General features: G+C 73.0%; 11 protein-coding genes and 1 pseudogene. 6 read left to right on the top strand and 6 right to left on the bottom strand.

Annotated features, from left to right (window positions below):
* The first annotated feature begins 117 nt into the window (after positions 1–117).
* Together JK361_RS10970 and JK361_RS10965 are read left to right on the top strand one after the other, a co-directional pair.
* A complete protein-coding gene (locus tag JK361_RS10970; RefSeq protein ID WP_201815539.1) occupies positions 118–594 on the top strand; it encodes a single-stranded DNA-binding protein in 477 nt (158 codons plus the stop codon).
* Positions 595–924: 330 nt separating this feature from the next.
* Positions 925–2,283: a Cys-Gln thioester bond-forming surface protein gene (locus tag JK361_RS10965; protein ID WP_201816105.1), complete on the top strand. Its 1,359-nt coding sequence runs from the start codon at positions 925–927 to the stop codon at positions 2,281–2,283.
* 268 nt (positions 2,284–2,551) lie between these two features.
* Here the strand turns inward: JK361_RS10965 and JK361_RS10960 are convergent, their stop codons facing one another.
* Together JK361_RS10960 and JK361_RS41190 are read right to left on the bottom strand one after the other, a co-directional pair.
* Positions 2,552–3,619 carry a CAP domain-containing protein gene (locus JK361_RS10960; RefSeq protein ID WP_201815538.1) on the bottom strand — a complete coding sequence of 356 codons (1,068 nt, stop codon included), beginning with the start codon at positions 3,617–3,619 and terminating at the stop codon, positions 2,552–2,554.
* A 953-nt stretch (positions 3,620–4,572) separates the two neighbouring features.
* Positions 4,573–4,969: pseudogene (locus JK361_RS41190) on the bottom strand (GntR family transcriptional regulator); the annotation flags it as partial.
* Positions 4,970–5,304: 335 nt separating this feature from the next.
* Here JK361_RS41190 and ettA point away from each other — a divergent pair.
* Genes ettA through JK361_RS10945 form a run of 3 tightly spaced genes read left to right on the top strand, consistent with a single transcriptional unit; the run spans position 5,305 to position 8,063 of the window.
* Positions 5,305–6,969, top strand: a complete 1,665-nt coding sequence (gene ettA / locus JK361_RS10955) for an energy-dependent translational throttle protein EttA (RefSeq protein ID WP_201815537.1) — start codon at positions 5,305–5,307, stop codon at positions 6,967–6,969.
* A gap of 6 nt (positions 6,970–6,975) precedes the next feature.
* Positions 6,976–7,389, top strand: coding sequence for an acyl-CoA thioesterase (locus tag JK361_RS10950; protein ID WP_201815536.1), 414 nt, complete (start codon positions 6,976–6,978; stop codon positions 7,387–7,389).
* Complete coding sequence (locus JK361_RS10945; RefSeq protein ID WP_201815535.1) at positions 7,386–8,063, top strand: DUF8185 domain-containing protein; 678 nt, start codon at positions 7,386–7,388, stop codon at positions 8,061–8,063. The genes JK361_RS10950 and JK361_RS10945 overlap by 4 nt, the downstream gene beginning before the upstream one ends.
* 133 nt (positions 8,064–8,196) lie before the next feature.
* Here the strand turns inward: JK361_RS10945 and JK361_RS10940 are convergent, their stop codons facing one another.
* The 4 genes from JK361_RS10940 to JK361_RS10925 form a co-directional block, all read right to left on the bottom strand.
* Complete coding sequence (locus JK361_RS10940) at positions 8,197–9,147, bottom strand: ABC transporter ATP-binding protein (RefSeq protein WP_201815534.1); 951 nt, start codon at positions 9,145–9,147, stop codon at positions 8,197–8,199.
* 201 nt (positions 9,148–9,348) lie between these two features.
* Positions 9,349–12,120, bottom strand: coding sequence for an FtsX-like permease family protein (locus JK361_RS10935; protein WP_201815533.1), 2,772 nt, complete (start codon positions 12,118–12,120; stop codon positions 9,349–9,351).
* A 1-nt stretch (position 12,121) separates the two neighbouring features.
* Complete coding sequence (locus JK361_RS10930) at positions 12,122–15,451, bottom strand: FtsX-like permease family protein (RefSeq protein ID WP_201815532.1); 3,330 nt, start codon at positions 15,449–15,451, stop codon at positions 12,122–12,124.
* Between the two features lie 150 nt (positions 15,452–15,601).
* Positions 15,602–16,006 carry a globin gene (locus tag JK361_RS10925; protein ID WP_201815531.1) on the bottom strand — a complete coding sequence of 135 codons (405 nt, stop codon included), beginning with the start codon at positions 16,004–16,006 and terminating at the stop codon, positions 15,602–15,604.
* 75 nt (positions 16,007–16,081) lie between these two features.
* Between JK361_RS10925 and JK361_RS10920 the strand changes: the two genes are divergently transcribed.
* A complete protein-coding gene (locus tag JK361_RS10920; RefSeq protein ID WP_201815530.1) occupies positions 16,082–17,059 on the top strand; it encodes a methyltransferase domain-containing protein in 978 nt (325 codons plus the stop codon).
* The last annotated feature ends 1 nt before the right edge of the window (position 17,060 follow it).

The raw sequence follows: 17,060 nt of genomic DNA, 5'->3' as shown, positions 1-17,060 counted from the left end.
ACGTGCGGGCGCGTACGGCAGTCGTACGCGCCGGCACGGCAGACGCAGCCGTACGGGACGGGCCCGTACGCGTGTCCGCCCGGCCGGAAGGGGGCGGGCGGGGAGGGGAGCGAGGACATGAACGAGACCATCGTCTGCGTGGTGGGGAACGTGGCGACCCAGCCGCTGTACCGCGAACTGGCGGCGGGGCCGTCGGCCCGGTTCCGGCTCGCGGTGACCGCGCGCTACTGGGACCGGGAGAAGAGCGCGTGGACGGACGGGCACACCAACTTCTTCACCGTGTGGGCCAACCGTCAGCTCGCGGTCAACGTGGCCGCGTGCGTGGAGGTCGGCCAGCCGGTCGTGGTCCAGGGCCGGCTGAAGGTGCGCACCGAGGCGCGGGAGGGGCAGCAGCAGTGGGCCTCCGCCGACATCGACGCCGTGGCGATCGGACACGACCTGTCACGCGGTACGGCGCTCTTCCAGCGCGCGGCCAAGCCGGAGGGCACGCCGGTGGCGGCCCGGCCGGAGCCGAACTGGGAGACACCGCCCCAGGCCGGTCCGCAGGACGGCCCTCCGGCACAACGATCCCTTGAGGCGGTGGCGGTGACATGACGTCAGCCCGTATCGGCCTTCCCCGAGCGGAAGTTGACCCGCTCCGGAGGTGCTGTGCGTAGGACGTGAACGTGCCGTACGAAACGGTGGATTTGTCGATACGGGCAGCTCACGGACGGTCCCGGCGATAACGATTGCGGATCGGATCGCCCATCGGATGATCTGACCGGCGGGTGAGGCTCCGGCTGATCCATAGGATGCCGGACGTGCCCCTAGGGGCTGCCGATTCTGCTGGTGGGACCGTCCCCCACGTTCAACGGGTCCTGCTCGAAGGGGAATTCTGTGCTTGTTGCGCTCTCTGGGTTCTGTAGGTCCACCGGAACGAGCCGTCTGGCCGCCGCCACCACGGTGACCGGCCTCGTGGCGGCCGGCGTGCTGTCCGGCGCCGGTACGGCCGTGGCCGACGAGACATCACAGACCCAGGGCGGGGCGACGGCCACGATCAACGGTCTGAAGACCTACGGCGACGCCGTGATCCACGAGGACGGCGGTGACCAGCGCGTGTCGGCGGGCCTGTTCGAGATGTCCGTGGACGGCGGCGGCACCCTGCAGACGTACAGCGTCGACCTCCACAATCCGACCCAGCGGGACGCCGGATACCAGGAGACGCCCTGGAGCGGCACCTCGCTGGGCACCAACAAGGACGCGGGCCGGATCCACTGGATCCTTCAGCATTCCTACCCCCAGTTCAACGACCTCGTCGCACTCGCACGGCAGGCGGGCACGAGCGGGCTGACCGAGCAGGCCGCGGCGGCCGGCACCCAGGTGGCCGTCTGGCGCTACTCCGACGGCGCCGAGGTCGACGCCGTCGACCCGCAGGCGGAGAAGCTCGCCGACTACCTGGAGAAGAGCGCCCGGAGCGTCGCCGAACCGCAGGCCTCACTCACCCTGGACCCGCCCGCGGTCTCCGGCCGGCCCGGCGACCTACTCGGGCCGGTGACCGTGCACACCAACGCGAGCGCGGTCACGGTGAGCCCGTCGGCGGACGCGGCCACCAGCGGGGTGCGGATCATCGACAAGACCGGCAAGGTGATCACCTCGGCGAAGGACGGCAGCCGGCTGTTCTTCGACATCCCCGAGGGTGCGGCGGACGGCACGGCTCAGCTGACGGTGCAGGCGTCGACGACCGTGCCGGTGGGCCGGGCCTTCGCCTCGGACAGCCGCAGCCAGACGCAGATCCTGGCCGGCTCCAGCGAGTCCACCGTGTCCGCGACCGTGACGGCCGGCTGGGCGGCCGAGGGCGCCATACCCGCGGTCTCGGCCCGCAAGGACTGCGCCAAGAGCGGCGTGGACATCACCGCGGCCAACAAGGGCGACGAGCCGTTCGCCTTCCGGCTGATGGGCGCCGAACACACGATTCCCGCGGGTGCCTCCCGGACGGTGGCCGTGCCGCTCCAGGAGGACCAGGCCTACGACTTCACGATCACCGGCCCGCACGGCTTCAGCCACCGCTTCACGGGCGTCCTGGACTGCAAGACCCAGGGCGCGATCACCGCGCAGACGGCCCAGCTCCGCAACGAGCCCAGCCCGGCCACGGTGGGCGGTGCCACCGTGGACACCACCGACCTGGCCGCGACCGGCGGATCCGCGATCACGCCGATGATCGCCGGGGTCGCCATCGGGCTCGTCGTGATCGGCGGCGCGGTTCTCGTCGTGCTGCGCCGGAAGGAGACCGGGCCGGGCGAATGACACCGGCCGGGCGGATGGCACCGGCCGGGGGCATGGCGCCTGCCGGCAGTGGGCGACGCCGATCCCGTCAGTCGTCGTCCTAGACGATCGTCGAGGGGCGCATCAGGTCGTCGTCCTCGTGCTGCAAGGACAGAAGCCCACGGCATCTGAGCTGGTCAGAGCCGTGGGCGTCTTGAGTCTCGCTGGTCAGGCAGACCGCCGATCAGCACACCGGCTGTCGAGAGCCCTCAGGGCAGCTTGAGACGGCCCATCGAGACTCCGCCGATCTTCAGAATTGCAGGTGCCCCCAGACCCAGCCGTTGCCACCGGGGACGTTGCGTCCGGCGACCTGGCACCAGGATTCCCGCTGACAGTTTCCCACGAGCTCGACTTGTTGGCCGACGCGCAGGATTCCGATCACCCGCCCGGTACCGTCCGGCTCATTCTTGACGTTGTATACGTCTACGTCCTCACCGGCCACCGTCGCCGTTCGCCCTGTGGGGGGCGGTGCTTGTCCGAACTGCAGGTGCCCCCAGACCCAGCCGTTGCCACCGGGGACGTTGCGTCCGGCGACCTGGCACCAGGATTCCCGTTCACAGTTTCCCACGAGCTCGACTTGTTGGCCGACGCGCAGGATTCCGATCACCCGCCCGGTACCGTCCGGCTCATTCTTGACGTTGTATACGTCTACGTCCTCACCGGCCACCGTCGCCGTTCGCCCTGTGGGGGGCGGTACTTGTCCGGGTGGATAGGGCGTCTGTCCCGCGATGTTGCCTGCGGAGCGGTACCGGCACACCACATACCATCCGTTGGGCTTGGGCGCACCCTGCTTCATCCCACAGCCGATCTCCCTGGTGGATGACCACACCATCTGCGTGTAATGGCCCCACCGGTAAAAGTTGGTCCTTTTCGCAGGATCGGGGTCGTTGACCGCATGGGCCAGATCGATCTTTTTGTTTGGATCGGCGTTGTAGTACTGCTTCTCGCTGGCCCACCAAGCCGCCGCATCACGGGCTATGGAGTCCCGGGGAGGCGTGGGGGTTCCCCAGGATTCGTACAAGCTTTCGCCCTGGTCGGCAGGTCTTTGCCCGGTATTGGGATCGCTGTGCTTCCCCGTTCCGAGAGCGGCCCAGGCCTGCGCATCGGCGGCGAGTTGACTACTCCACACCAAAGGTGGCACGCCCACCGCTTGGCGCTCTTGGTTGTGCCGGGCGAGAACGGAATTGCGCTCGGCATCGGTGAATTGGGATCCGGTTTGTGCTTGGGAAGGACCCGCGAGCCCAAGGAGCCCGCTGATCAGTGCGGCGCTTAGAATCGCCGCGCCACGAGCTATTCGCCCTGGTCGACTTTTCGTCATGATCGGCCAACCTCTCGGATGTTGGGCCCGGCTCGATGGGCCGCGTCGGCTTCCTGGAGCAGTCGGCGACTACCGGTCGAGGTGGGACACGAAGAGGGTGATGAGCCCCGGGGGAGCAAATTCACTTCTCTTCCAGGAGGAACCAGGGGCGCCGCATCCTGCGCGAGACAGAGTTTTCAGATGCTGTGCGGCGAATGTTGAAATCGTCGCCGCATTGATGAACCCGTGCGGTCACTGCGGCCGTCAGGCAGCCTTTCGGCGTGCACAGTCGTCTTCAGGGAAACAAGACATCAGACTGATGCACATACCGTCCGCGATTCCGGCGGAAGGAGATGGCTTTCCGCTGTGTGTCCGCGCCTCCGCCTCGCGCTGCGCCGTGAGGCGGCGTTGTGAGGCAACCCTTGATTCCAGACTGCACTCGTTCGCCCGACATCGCGAGTCGTACAACGATATGCGGTCCCCCCCCCGGGTGCCGCTCGCACTCGGTATCACGCCGGACCAGGCGCAGGCTCTCGCCGACGCCCTCGATCAGGGAAGGACGCCACCCCTGGCATCCATGACTGACATCAACGCCGGCGAACACCAGCGGGCCGGAACAGTCAGAGGTGGCCGTGCTGTAACGGGCAGGAGTACCTGCGTTGACCACCGCTTTATGAGTTCGATCAGGGGTCGCCCGAATGGCTGCTGGAGATAACGGCGTTGGACCAGAGGGAGCACATCGTGACGATGACGGCTGGGGCAAAGAGCGGTGTTCCGTGACACACGTATGCGGCACCCACAGCCAACCCAACGAGAACGATCAGCATATTGCCCCCTGCATCTGCGGCGGTGCCCCAACCCCGCGCAGGGGCGATGAGGGTCGTCCACTGCCAGAAGGTGACCGCGGCTGGTTGCAACGCGGAGTACGTCTCGCAATGCCTCGGTCAGTTCCTTGGCCGATCGTCCCAGCAGGGTTCGTTGTTCGGCACTTCGGCCGGGACCAGGTCGTGCGGGATGCAGATGCGGGGCAGTCCGTGCGGTGACTCTCCCTCGTGGCCGATGCACGAGAACTCTGCGAGGGGGCTTCCCGTCGGCACCTTCAGCAAAGTCGTCGGATGCCCGTCCGCCTGGACCGTGGGGTACGGACAGTGACGCGCAGGGCCGCTTCGGCAGCGGTCCACTGGTCCAGCGTCCCCCATCCGCCGACGTACGCGATCTTGCGGGGTGGGCGGCGGACGAAGTCGCCCCTGCCGTGGATCTTCTCGATCAGGCCTTCGCCCTGGAGGACCGCGGGGCACCTCGCAGGGTCACCGTGCCGACCTTGTATCGGCCGGTGGGGTCGGCCTCGGATGGAAGACGTTCGCCCGGCATGCGACCGGTCGTGATCTGCTGCCGGAGATCGGACTCCGGCGGCCGATCGCGGAGCACGTCCCGGCGCCGGAGCCGCGCCGCGACCCGATGTCCAGTGGGTCTGGTCGCGGGCGTGCGCGTGCCCGATCGATGATCCGCGCCGCCGTCTCTGGGCCGTGCGAGGCTGCCCGAGGACGATCGCCGATGACCGACGGTGACAGGTAAGGCGAAGGCGCCTGCCAAGAAACGCCAGGTCAGCGCACCCGGACCATACGCGTTTCCGCCCAAGGGTGGCCGTACGGCAAGATGGGGTGTATCTGCCCACTGCCAGATTTCAAGCTGCCGGACGGTTTCTCTTGGCTGAGTTCATTTACACCATGCGCAAGGCGCGCAAAGCGCACGGCGACAAGGTGATCCTCGACGACGTCACCCTGAGCTTCCTGCCGGGAGCGAAGATCGGTGTCGTCGGCCCGAACGGTGCCGGTAAGTCGACCGTGCTGAAGATCATGGCCGGTCTCGAGCAGCCGTCCAACGGCGACGCGTTCCTGTCGCCGGGCTACACCGTGGGCATCCTGCTCCAGGAGCCCCCGCTGAACGAGGCGAAGACCGTCCTGGAGAACGTCCAGGACGGTGTCGCCGAGATCAAGGGCAAGCTCGACCGGTTCAACGAGATCGCCGAGCTGATGGCGACCGACTACTCCGACGCGCTGCTCGACGAGATGGGCAAGCTCCAGGAGGAGCTGGACCACGCCAACGCGTGGGACCTCGACGCCCAGCTGGAGCAGGCCATGGACGCCCTGGGCTGCCCCCCCGGCGACTGGCCCGTCACCAACCTCTCCGGTGGTGAGAAGCGCCGCGTCGCGCTCTGCAAGCTGCTCCTCGAGCAGCCCGACCTGCTGCTGCTCGACGAGCCCACCAACCACCTCGACGCCGAGTCCGTGAACTGGCTGGAGCAGCACCTCGCCAAGTACCCGGGCACCGTCGTGGCCGTCACCCACGACCGGTACTTCCTCGACAACGTGGCCGGCTGGATCTGCGAGGTCGACCGCGGCCGCCTGCACGGCTACGAGGGCAACTACTCGAAGTACCTCGAGACCAAGGCGACCCGTCTGAAGGTCGAGGGCCAGAAGGACGCCAAGCGGCAGAAGCGGCTCAAGGAAGAGCTGGAGTGGGTGCGGTCGAACGCCAAGGGGCGTCAGGCCAAGTCCAAGGCCCGTCTCGCGCGCTACGAGGAGATGGCCGCCGAGGCCGACAAGATGCGGAAGCTGGACTTCGAGGAGATCCAGATCCCGCCGGGCCCGCGCCTGGGCAACGTCGTCGTCGAGGTCGACAAGCTGAACAAGGCCTTCGGTGAGAAGGTCCTCGTCGACGGGCTGAGCTTCACCCTCCCGCGCAACGGCATCGTCGGCGTCATCGGCCCGAACGGCGCCGGCAAGACCACGCTGTTCAAGATGATCCAGGGCCTGGAGACCCCGGACTCCGGCGACATCAAGGTCGGCGAGACCGTCAAGATCTCGTACGTCGACCAGAGCCGCGCCAACCTCGACCCCAAGAAGACGCTGTGGGAGGTCGTGTCCGACGGGCTCGACTACATCAACGTCGGCCAGGTCGAGATGCCGTCCCGCGCCTACGTGTCCGCGTTCGGCTTCAAGGGCCCGGACCAGCAGAAGCCGGCCGGTGTCCTCTCCGGTGGTGAGCGCAACCGCCTCAACCTGGCGCTGACCCTGAAGCAGGGCGGCAACCTGCTGCTCCTCGACGAGCCCACCAACGACCTCGACGTCGAGACCCTCTCCAGCCTGGAGAACGCGCTGCTGGAGTTCCCCGGCTGCGCCGTGGTCGTCTCCCACGACCGGTGGTTCCTCGACCGGGTCGCCACGCACATCCTCGCCTACGAGGGTGAGTCGAAGTGGTTCTGGTTCGAGGGCAACTTCGAGTCGTACGAGAAGAACAAGATCGAGCGGCTCGGACCGGACGCCGCGCGTCCGCACCGCGCCACCTACAAGAAGCTGACCCGGGGCTGATCGACCTTGCGCCACATCTACCGCTGCCCCCTGCGCTGGTCCGACATGGACGCGTACGGCCATGTCAACAATGCGGTCTTCATCCGCTACCTGGAGGAGGCCCGGATCAACTTCCTGTTCCGCCCGGACAAGGAGTTCCAGCAGGGGTCCGTGGTGGCGCGGCACGAGATCGACTACAAGCGGCAGCTCGTCCACCGGCACCACCCGGTGGACATCGAGCTGTGGGTCACCGAGATCAAGGCCGCGTCCTTCACCATCACCTACGAGGTGAAGGACGAGGACGTGGTCTACGTACGGGCCTCGACGGTGGTCGTGCCGTTCGACTTCGAGACCCAGCGGCCGCGCCGGATCACCGCGGAGGAGCGCGAGTTCCTCCGGGAGTACACGGACGCTGCCGACGAGGAGGCCGTCGCGGCATGACGGTGCTGCACCTCGCCGACGAGTCGGAGGCGGCGGACCTCGCCGCCTTCCTCTCCCGGCTGCTCCACTACGACCGTGGAGCCGCGGTGCGCCTTCAGGCGTCCGGTACCGCCCTCGCCGTGTTCGGCCGGCCGCCGTCCTTCGAGGTGCTGGCCGTCCGCGCGGTGCGGCTGGCCAAGCCGTACGAGGACGGCCTCGACGTCACCCTCGACGTGACCGTCTCCGCCGGTGAGTTCCTGGAGTCCGTGGACGAGCGGGCGGCCACCGCCGCAGTGCCCGGCGCGGTCACCGGGCCGCCGTGGGCCGGTGTGCTGCCGCCGCGCACCGGCTGGCAGCCCGAACCCGGGCTGCCCGCGCCGGACGCGCTGCGCGGCACGGTCGCCGCGGCGGTGGCCGAATTCCGGTCGCGCACCGAGGGGCTGGGGCCCGAGGACCGTACCCGCGCGGAGCTGGACCGGATCGGGCGGGACATCTGGTCCCGGCAGATCAAGGGCACCCGGCTGCCGGTGCGGGCCGTGCACGCGGCCCAGTCGCTGGGCTTCCTGCGGCCGGGCACCCCGTCCGAGGACACCGTGCTGTTCTCCTCGGGAGCGTGGCTGCGGCTGCGTACGCCGTACGGCTCGGTGGCCGTGCGCCGGGCGGGCCTCGGGTCCTTCGGACTCAGCGTGAGCTGAGCCGCGCGTTCCTCTTCGGCAACGCCCGTTCCTCTTCGGCAACGCCTGTTCCTCTTCGGCAACGCCTGTTCCTCTTCGGCAACGCCTGTTCCTCTTCGGCAACGCCCGTTCTCCCAGGCATCGCCGGCAGGGATCACCGCGTGCCGTCGGGCCAGACCCCGATGTGGTCGGACTCCAGTTCCAGGGCCACGCGGTCCCGCATGTCCAAGGCGCGGAGGTAGTCGGCGGGCAGCTGGAGGCGGCCCGCGCGGTCGAGCATGGCGTACTCACGTGCGACGACCGTCTCGTGGCCCGTCGCCGCGTCGATCTCGCTGCGGCGCAGCACCTCGGTGGAGGTGCGGCCGTCGCGGATCGCCACCGTACGGCGGACCTCGCCCGCCACCGCCTGGTCGTGGGTCACGATGACGATCGTGGTGCCGAGGGTCTCGTTGGCCGTGCGGAACGCCTCGAAGATCTGCGTGGCCGTCTGGGAGTCGAGTTCGCCGGTGGGTTCGTCGGCGAGCAGCACGGCGGGGGCGTTCGCGAGGGCCACGGCGATCGCGACGCGCTGCTGCTGGCCGCCGGACATCTGCTGCGGGCGGCGGTCGCGGCAGTCGGCCACCTGGAGCAGCTCCAGGAGTTCCAGGGCGCGTTCCCTGCGGGCGCGGCGGCCCTTGCGGGTGCCGGAGAGCTGGAGGGGGAGGGCGACGTTCTGGGCCGCGGTGAGGTAGGGGAGAAGGTTGCGGGCGGTCTGCTGCCAGACGAAGCCGACGGTCTCGCGGCGGTAGGCGAGGCGATCGGCGGCCGTCATGGTGAGCAGGTCGCGGCCGGCGACGCGGGCCGCGCCGGCGGTGGGGGTGTCCAGGCCGGCGAGGATGTTCATCAGCGTGGACTTGCCGCTGCCGGACGCGCCGACGAGGGCCATGAGTTCGCCCTCGCGGACGAGGAGGTCCAGGCCCTGGAGCGCCTGGACCTCCACGCCGTCCGTGGTGAAGATGCGGACGAGGCGGTCGCAGGTGATGAGGGCGTCGTGGCCGTAGGCCGGGCGGTCCCTGGCGTCGCTGACGCGGTTCGCCAGCTCGGTGAGGCTCGGGTCGGTCGTCATGCGGTCTCCTGCGGGGGTGCCGGGTGCGGGGTGCCGGGTGCCGGTGTCCGGTGCCGGTGCCGGTGGTCGGGCCGGTCGGGGAGGGGTCGCTTGCCGGCGCGGGCAGGGTGCCGCTGCGCCCACCCGTGCCGCCCCAGCGGCACGACTGCCCGCAGCTACGTGAGACCGTCGGCTGCTGTTCGGGGGCGTTGTCGGGGTGGGTCATCGGCTGTCTCCCGCGCGGAGTTCCGTCACCGAGCCGCGTCTGCCGGACCACCATGCCTGGAGGGCCGCGATGCCCGTCGAGACGGTCAGGACCAGGAGTGCCGGGACGGTGAGGGACCAGGTGTCGGGGTGCAGCTCCGCTGCGACCGTCGGTGCCGTGGCGGACGGCAGCGCGATCGTCGTCAGGTCGACGCCGGGGGCGAGCAGGCGGATCGCGGCCCAGCCGGTCACGGCGCCGCCGAGGGCCGCCAGCAGCGCCTGCGGGAGGGATTCCAGGATCAGCAGGCGGCGGCCCTCCGCGCGGGTGAGGCCCATCGTGCGCAGGCGCGCGAGGAGCGCCGCCCGTTCGGGTGCCGCCCGGAGCAGCGCGAGGAGCAGGGCGAGGACCGCGAAGCCGGCGCCCGCGGTGACCGCCGCCGTGTAGACGTGCTCGGCACCGGTCTGGAGGGGCGAGTCGGCGTACCGGGCGCGTTCGTCGGCCCGGGTCCGGACGGCGGCCGCGCCTCCGACGGCACGGCGCAGCGCACCCGCGTCCAGGTGGGCGCCGGTCACCAGCAGCGCCGTGGGACGGCCCGCCACGGCGCCGAGGCCCGCCCGGTCCACCACCAGGAAGTCGGGGCCCGTTACGGCCGGGGTGCGGTCGCGGACCAAGACGATCCGCACGGTGACCGTGCTGCCGTCCTCCAGCCGGACCGGGAAGGGGCGCCGGGTGCCGTACGCGGAGGCGACGGAGGGCGAGGCGACGGCGGCCAGCGTGCCGGAGCGGCCCGTCGGACGGCCGGCCGGGAAAGTGCCGGCACCGGTGCGGTCGGCCAGCTCTCCGTAGGCGCGCGGGTCCACACCCACCAGGGGTACCGAGTCCTGGCCGTCCGCCGGCTTGGCCTGGTAGGAGATGCTCACCGCGGTCGCCGCACGGACCCCCGGGACCGCTCGGACGCGGGCGGGGGCGTCCGCCGGCAGGGGCGCGCCGGAGTCCGCGCGGGCGTCGGCGCCGACGGTGAGCAGCGCCGCCCGGTCGCGGGCCTCGGCCACACCCGCCAGCACCGAGCCGCCGAAGGCCGCCGTGGTCAGGGCGGTCAGCAGGGCGAGGAGCGGGAGCACCGCGGATGCCTGGGTGCGGCCGGCGCGGGCCAGAGAGAGGTGGCCGATCGCGCCCCGCAGGCGCCCGGTCGGGCCGGACAGCCGGCGCAGCAGCAGCGGATGGAGGCGGAGCAGCAGCAGCGGATGGAGGCGGAGCAGCAGCAGCGCGGCGATGACGCCGACCAGGACCGGTGCCACCGCCACCAGCTGGTCGCCGGTCGTGCCGCGCCGGCGCAGGGTGGCCACCGCCCCGACGGCCAGTACCAGCAGGGTCAGTTCGGCGACCGTGCGGCGGCGGGACGGCCGCAGCGAGGTGACGTCCTCGCGCGGGGCCGTCAGCCGTACCGTGCGGTGGGCGAGGGCGGCGCGCAGGGGGAGGGCCGCGCAGGCGGTGAGGGTGGTGGCCAGGGCGGCGGCGACGGCGGGCCCCGTCCGTCCGGCGGGGACCGCGAGCAGGGCCACGGCCAGGCCGAGCGCGCCCGCCGGTAGGGCGGCCACGGCGGTCTCGGCCAGCAGCCGCCCGGCGAGCCCGGACAGGGAGGCGCCGCGGGCGCGCAGCAGGGCGAGTTCGGCGCGGCGCCGGTCCGCGGCCAGGCCGCCCGCCATCAGCAGGACGACGGCGACGACCGTCGCGGCGCCCGCGGCGGCGACGGAGACCAGCGGGGAGATGCCGGAGCGCAGCCGGGAGAAGGAGGCGAGGGTGTCGTCCAGGTCGGTGCCGATGTCGGCGCCGTAGTCGGTGACGGCGCGGGCGCGTTGCAGCGCGGGACCGGACTCCAGGGCGGCGACGGCCGGCTTCAGCAGGTCCAGGTCGTGGGCGTGCAGTGCGCGCAGATCGGGCGCGAGGTGCCAGTAGCGGGCCGGATTGGTGCCGGTGCCGAGGAGGGCGGGGGCCGCCTCGGGGGCGAGCAGCAGCGCACCGAGCCAGTACTTGTCCGGGTCCGGGCCGGGCGTCGGCAGGGTCACCAGGGTGGGGGTGCGCAGCAGCGGGACGGTGGACCAGTAGGCGCCGTCGGGGTCGTGGGGGACGATGATGCCGGTGATCCGGACGGCGAGCGGGGGACGGCCGGGCGCCGGCACATGGATGACCGAACCCACCCTGATGTGCAGGCCCTTGGCGGTGGCGGCGGTCACGGCGGCCTCCACCTCGGGCGTCGTCCCGTCGACCGGGTGCGCGGCGCGCGGCAGCCGCCCGGTGCGGACGTGCGCGTGACGGGCGAGACCGCTCTGCGCGGCCAGCGAGACACGGGCGGGCAGCCCGGTGGGCCGCGGCAGCCACGGGTCGGGCACCGCCGGGCTGACGGTGCCGGCGACGCCGTACGCGGACTGGGCGCGGTCGACGGCCAGCGGGCTGTCCACCGTGCCGAGCACCTTGCGGAACTGCCGCTCCAGCACTTCGGGGCGCAGCGCCCGCGCCCGCTGTCCGGCCGGAAGACCGGGATCGGGCTGGGGCACGGACACCCGTACGGTGGTGTGCTCCGGGCGGGCCTGCCGCAGCGCCCGGTGGAGGCCCGCGTCCTCGTACCGGTCCACCGCCCGCGGGAAGGCGCCGGCGAGGCACGCGGTCAGGGCGACCAGCAGCGCGAGCGCGGCGGCGGCACCGGGCGCGGCCCGCAGCCGGGTCCGCACCCACGGGGCGGCCAGGGGCGGCACCCGGACGGCGGGCGTGCGCGGCGCCGGACGGCCCATCTCACTCACCTCCCCGGGCGCGCAGCGCCCGCGCCGGATCCGCCCGGCGCACGGCCGGCATCGCCGCCACCGCCAGCGGCACCACGGCGACGGCGGCGAGCAGCACCCCCACCCGGCCGGGCGGCAGCAGGACCAGCAGATCGGGCACCGGCCGGGTCGCCTCGCCGGTCAGGACGATCAACGGCAGGACGGCACGGGCCAGTACGGTGCCCAGCCCCAGGCCCACCGCGAGCGCCAGGCCCACCAGGACCGCCTGCTCGGCGGCGACCGTCCGGGCCAGCTGGCGGCGCGGCACGCCGAGCGCGCGCAGCACGGCGAACTCGCCGCCGCGGGCCCGCTGCGCGCCGGCGGCACCGACGGTGAAGCCGACCGCGGCGAGCGCCGCCGCCACCACGGCCGCCGCGGTGAACGCGGCGGTGGGGCCGGCGCCGAACGGGTCGTCGCGCAGCTCGGCGGCGATCTCGTCGCGCACCACGACCTGGCCCGGGCCGACGTCCGGCAGCGCCCGCAGCGCGGCGGCCACCCGGGCGGCGTCGCCGGGGGTGGTGCCGAGCCACCACTCGTTGGGGACCGCGCTCTCGCCGTACCGGGCCTGGAGCACCTGGTTCAGGGTGTGCAGGTCGAGCAGGACGGCCCCGCCGTCGTGGGCGCCGGTGGCGGCGGGGTCGGCGGTGGCGGGCAGGGCCCGTACCGCCCGGACGATCCGGACCTGCACCGTCCGGTCGCCGACGGTGAGGCCGACCCGCTGCCCGGGGCGGGCGCCGGCCGCGGCCAGATAGCGGTCGGTCGCGACGGCCGGTACCTCGGGGGGCGCGGCCCGGGTCACCTGGAGCCGGAGCGTGACGGAGGCGACCGTCCAGATGCCGGCGTAGGGGAGGTAGCCCGTGCTGTAGGCGAAGGTCAGCGGGCGGGTGCCGGTGACCTTCGGCCGGGTGGGGCTGGTGGCGGCGCTCGGCACGGCGGCGCCGCCGGCCTCGGCGGAGGTGGTCCACCGGGCGGGCAGCGTGAGCCGGTGTTCCGTCCCGTCCGCCCCGGTCGCCGTCAACTCCTTGAGGGTCAAGCGGTGTTGTTCGGCGCGATCGGTGGGCTGGGTCAGGTCCAGGCGCAGCCCGGTCAGGGTCGCCGGGCCGGCGGAGGCGCCGAGGGCGAGGGTCAGGGTGTGCGGGCGCCCGTCGGCGGAGAGCTGCCCGGCGGGCAGCTGGTACGGCACCCCGTACCGGTCCGCCAGGGTCACCGTCACCGTGGTCGTGGTGCCCGGCCCGGTCGAGCTGTGCAGCCGCGCGGTCAGCCGCAGCCGGGCGGTGCCGGCCGGCACCCGGGCCCCGGCCGGGGCGCCCCGCGGCGCGAGCCGGGCCAGCAGCGGCCGTACGGGTTCGTCCGCGAGGTCGGGGCGCATGAGGACGGTGTCCGCGGCGTGCGCGGTGTCCAGGGCCAGTACGGTCGCCGTCCGGTCGCCGGACAGCGGCTGGGCCCCGCGCACGGCCGGGGCGGCGGTACGGACGTGCGGCAGACCGGCGTACAGGTCCGTGCGGCCGAACTCGTCCTCACCGGCTGCCAGTACCCGCACGTCCGCCCCGGCCCGGAAGTCGGCCTGGTCGTCCTGCGAGCGGTCCCAGGAGGCGGCCTGCCCGATCGCGAGCATGCCGAGCGCGACGGCGAGGACCAGCAGCAGCACCGGTCCGGCCGCGCGCGCGGTGCGCCGGCTGAACTGCCAGCCGGCCAGGGCCACCGGCAGCCCGCGCCCGCCGGCCGCCCACCGCTCGGCGAACCGTGCCACGGGCGGCAGCAGCCGCAGGGTGAGCACGGTCCCGGCGAGCAGGGCCAGCGCGGGCGCGGCCACCAGCAGCGGATCGATGCCGAGCGTGCCCGTCCGGTCGGCGGCCACGGCGCCGGAACCCTGCCGGCCCAGCTGCTGGTAGGCCACCCCGGCGATCGCGAGCAGCCCGAGGTCGGCGCCGGCCCGCAGCGGGGCCGGGACGGCCCGGGAACCGGCCGGCCGGGCCGTCTTCCCACGGCGGACGAAGGGCAGTGACCGGGCGCACGGGGGACCGGGCCGCCGTGGCCGGGACCGTGCCTCCGGCCCGGTGCCCGTCAGCGCCGGTACGGTCACCGCCAGCGCGCAGCCCAGGGCCACCGCGACCGCCGCCAGCCAGACGACGGGCCGGCCGGCCGCGGGGAGGTCCAGGCGCAGGCCGAGCCGGGCGAGCGGACCGTGCCCGGCCAGCAGGGCGGTGAGCGGGCCGGCGAGCAGCGGTGCGCACGCCGCGGCGGGCAGCGCGAGCAGCAGGGCCTCGGCCGCGGCGAGCGCGGCGATCCGGGTGCGGGCGGCACCGCGGGCTCTGAGCAGCCGGGTCTCGTCGGCGCGTTCGGTGCTGAGCAGCCGGGCCACCAGCAGCAGCGCGTACCCGGCGAGCAGGACGAGCAGGAGGGCGACGATCAGCAGGGTGGAGCGGGCCACGAGCAGGGAACGGTCCACCCGGTCCAGCACGTCCGGCAGCGCGGTCTGCGACACCGTCGTACCGCTCAGCGCGGTCGGCTTGCGCAGGGCCGTGCTGCCCTCCCGGGCCGCCGTGCGCAGTTCTCCGATGCGTCCCGTCGGCACCGAGGCGAAGTCCGCCGACGCCAGCCAGCCCGTCGCCCCGGCGCTGGTCCGGCCGCCGGTGAGGACGGCGGGGTCGGCGAGGAGCGGGCCGTACGTGGTGAAGCCGGACTTCTTCACCCCGCGGCCGAGCAGGTCGTCCAGCCGCCAGTACGGTTCCGTGACCGAGGCGGGGCGGTACACGCCGACGACCCGGACGCGGGCCGCGGGGCCGTGGAGCCGGTTCGCCAGGGTGAGCCGGTCGCCGGGCCGCAGCCGCAGCGCGCGGGCGGCGGTCTGCGGGAGGGCCACCTCGATGCCGTCGGCGGTACGGCGCGGGAAACGGCCGGCGGTCAGCCGCAGCCGGCCGCGGTCCAGTGCCGCGAAGTACGTCAGGTCCGGGTCGCCCGACCTGTTCACGGCCGGCTGGAGGGAGCGGGGCAGGGCGTACGGTCCCGAGCGGCGCAGGGTACGCACGGTCACCGGCAGGCCGCCGAAGGTCTTCCGGGCGCCCGCGCGGACGGCGGCGTCGGCGGCGGCCCGCTCGGCCGGGGGCACGTCCGCCTTGACGATCAGCGCGGTGTCGGCGGCGTTGCGCGGGTCGGCGAGCACATGGCGGAGCGCCGCGTCGCCGATGGCGCCGGAGTACGCCGTGAGCGTCGCCAGCACCGCGGTGGTCAGCACGACCGTCAGCAGCGCGGCGCCCAGGAGCAGGCGGTGCGCACGCGCGCGTGAGAAGACGAACCCCGTCACCCGGCCCCCGTGTGTCCGCCGCTTCCAGGCTTTCGGGCGATGCTGGCAGAGAGGCAGGGGGCGGGGTAAGCGGTTGTCAGCCGGTCTATACCGGATTGTGATCGGAATACGGCAACGCGTGACCGGAATCCGACCTTCAGTGACGGGTCGTCAGTCCGGGGTGTTCACCATCGAGGCGGCGGCGTACGTCAGGTAGTTCCACAGCGTCCGCTCGTGCTCCTCGGACAGCCCCAGCTCGTCCACGGCCGCCCGCATGTGCCGCAGCCAGGCGTCGTGCGCCGCCCGGTCCACGGTGAACGGGGCGTGCCGCATGCGCAGCCGGGGGTGGCCGCGGTTCTCGCTGTAGGTGGTGGGCCCGCCCCAGTACTGCATCAGGAACAGGGCCAGCCGCTCCTCGGCCGGCCCCAGGTCCTCCTCCGGGTACATCGCCCTGAGGGCCGGGTCCTCGGCGACTCCCTCGTAGAAACGGTGGACGAGCCGGCGGAAGGTCTCCTCCCCGCCGACCTGCTCGTAGAAGGTCTGCTCCTGAAGCGTGCCGCGCCGAATCTCATTCACCTGTCCATCGTCTCAGACGGCACGACCCAGGACTCAAGCCCTAGGACCGGCCCCGGCCGCCCCTACTGTGGACGTATGGGCGCCTACGACACCGAGATCGAGGGTCTCGCCGCCGCGGCGCGGGCCGCGCTGGTGCGGGAGATCGACGCCGAGGGGGCCTGGGACGGTGACCTGGTGTGGCGGGAGGCGTTCGCGGCGGTGCCCCGGCACCTGTTCGTGCCGTACTACTACGTCGCCGGACCGCGCGGCTACGAACGCCGCTGGGGCGAGAGCCCCGACCCGGCGGCCCGGGAACGCTGGCTGCGCGGCGCCTACGCGGACGCACCGCTGGCCACCCGGCTGCGCGACGGCGAACTGCTCTCCTCCAGCAGCCAGCCCTCCCTGATGGCGCGGATGCTGGTCGCCCTGCGGGTCGAGGACGGCAACCGGGTCCTGGAGGTGGGCGCCGGCACCGGCTACAACGCGGCCCTGCTCGCCCACCGGCTCGGCGCCGACGACCTCGTCACCACCGTCGACCTGGAACCGGAGATCACCGAGTCGGCCCGGCTGCACCTCGCGGCGGCCGGCCACCACCCGGTCGTGGTCACCGGCGACGGAGCGCGCGGGGTACCCGAACGCGCCCCCTTCGACCGGATCATCGCCACCTGCGAGCTGCACACCGTGCCGCGTGCCTGGCTCGCCCAGTGCCGGCCCGGCGCGCAGGTCCTCACCCCGCTCGCCACCGGCCTGCTCGCCCTGACCGTGCGGGACGCGGAGCACGCCGAGGGCCGCTTCCTGCCCCGGGCCGCCTTCTTCGTTCCGCTGCGCGGCGAGCGCAGGGCGGAGCCCGAGGGCGTCCGTCCGGCCGGGCTGCCGGACCGGGCCCGCGAGCAGGAGCGGTTCCGCTTCCTGCTCGCGCTGACCCGGGGCACCCTCGATCCGCAGGAGGCGTACTCCCTGTGGCAGCGCGAGGGGGAGCCGGACCGCGGACGGTACGGCATCACGGTCGCCGGGCAGCACGCCTGGGCGTGGCTCGACGACCCGCAGGGGCCGTACGCCTGGCCCCTGCCGTGAT

The sequence above is a fragment of the Streptomyces musisoli genome (genome assembly GCF_016741855.1).
Classification (GTDB): domain Bacteria; phylum Actinomycetota; class Actinomycetes; order Streptomycetales; family Streptomycetaceae; genus Streptomyces; species Streptomyces musisoli.
This window is presented reverse-complemented; position numbering and strand designations above follow the sequence as displayed.

Excerpts from the sequence above, each read along its gene's own strand:
- JK361_RS10970 (WP_201815539.1), top strand. The coding sequence starts at position 118 with ATGAACGAGACCATCGTCTGCGTGGTGGGGAACGTGGCGACCCAGCCG.
- JK361_RS10960 (WP_201815538.1), bottom strand. The coding sequence starts at position 3,619 with ATGACGAAAAGTCGACCAGGGCGAATAGCTCGTGGCGCGGCGATTCTA.
- JK361_RS10945 (WP_201815535.1), top strand. The coding sequence starts at position 7,386 with ATGACGGTGCTGCACCTCGCCGACGAGTCGGAGGCGGCGGACCTCGCC.
- JK361_RS10940 (WP_201815534.1), bottom strand. The coding sequence starts at position 9,147 with ATGACGACCGACCCGAGCCTCACCGAGCTGGCGAACCGCGTCAGCGAC.
- JK361_RS10935 (WP_201815533.1), bottom strand. The coding sequence starts at position 12,120 with ATGGGCCGTCCGGCGCCGCGCACGCCCGCCGTCCGGGTGCCGCCCCTG.
- JK361_RS10920 (WP_201815530.1), top strand. The coding sequence starts at position 16,082 with ATGGGCGCCTACGACACCGAGATCGAGGGTCTCGCCGCCGCGGCGCGG.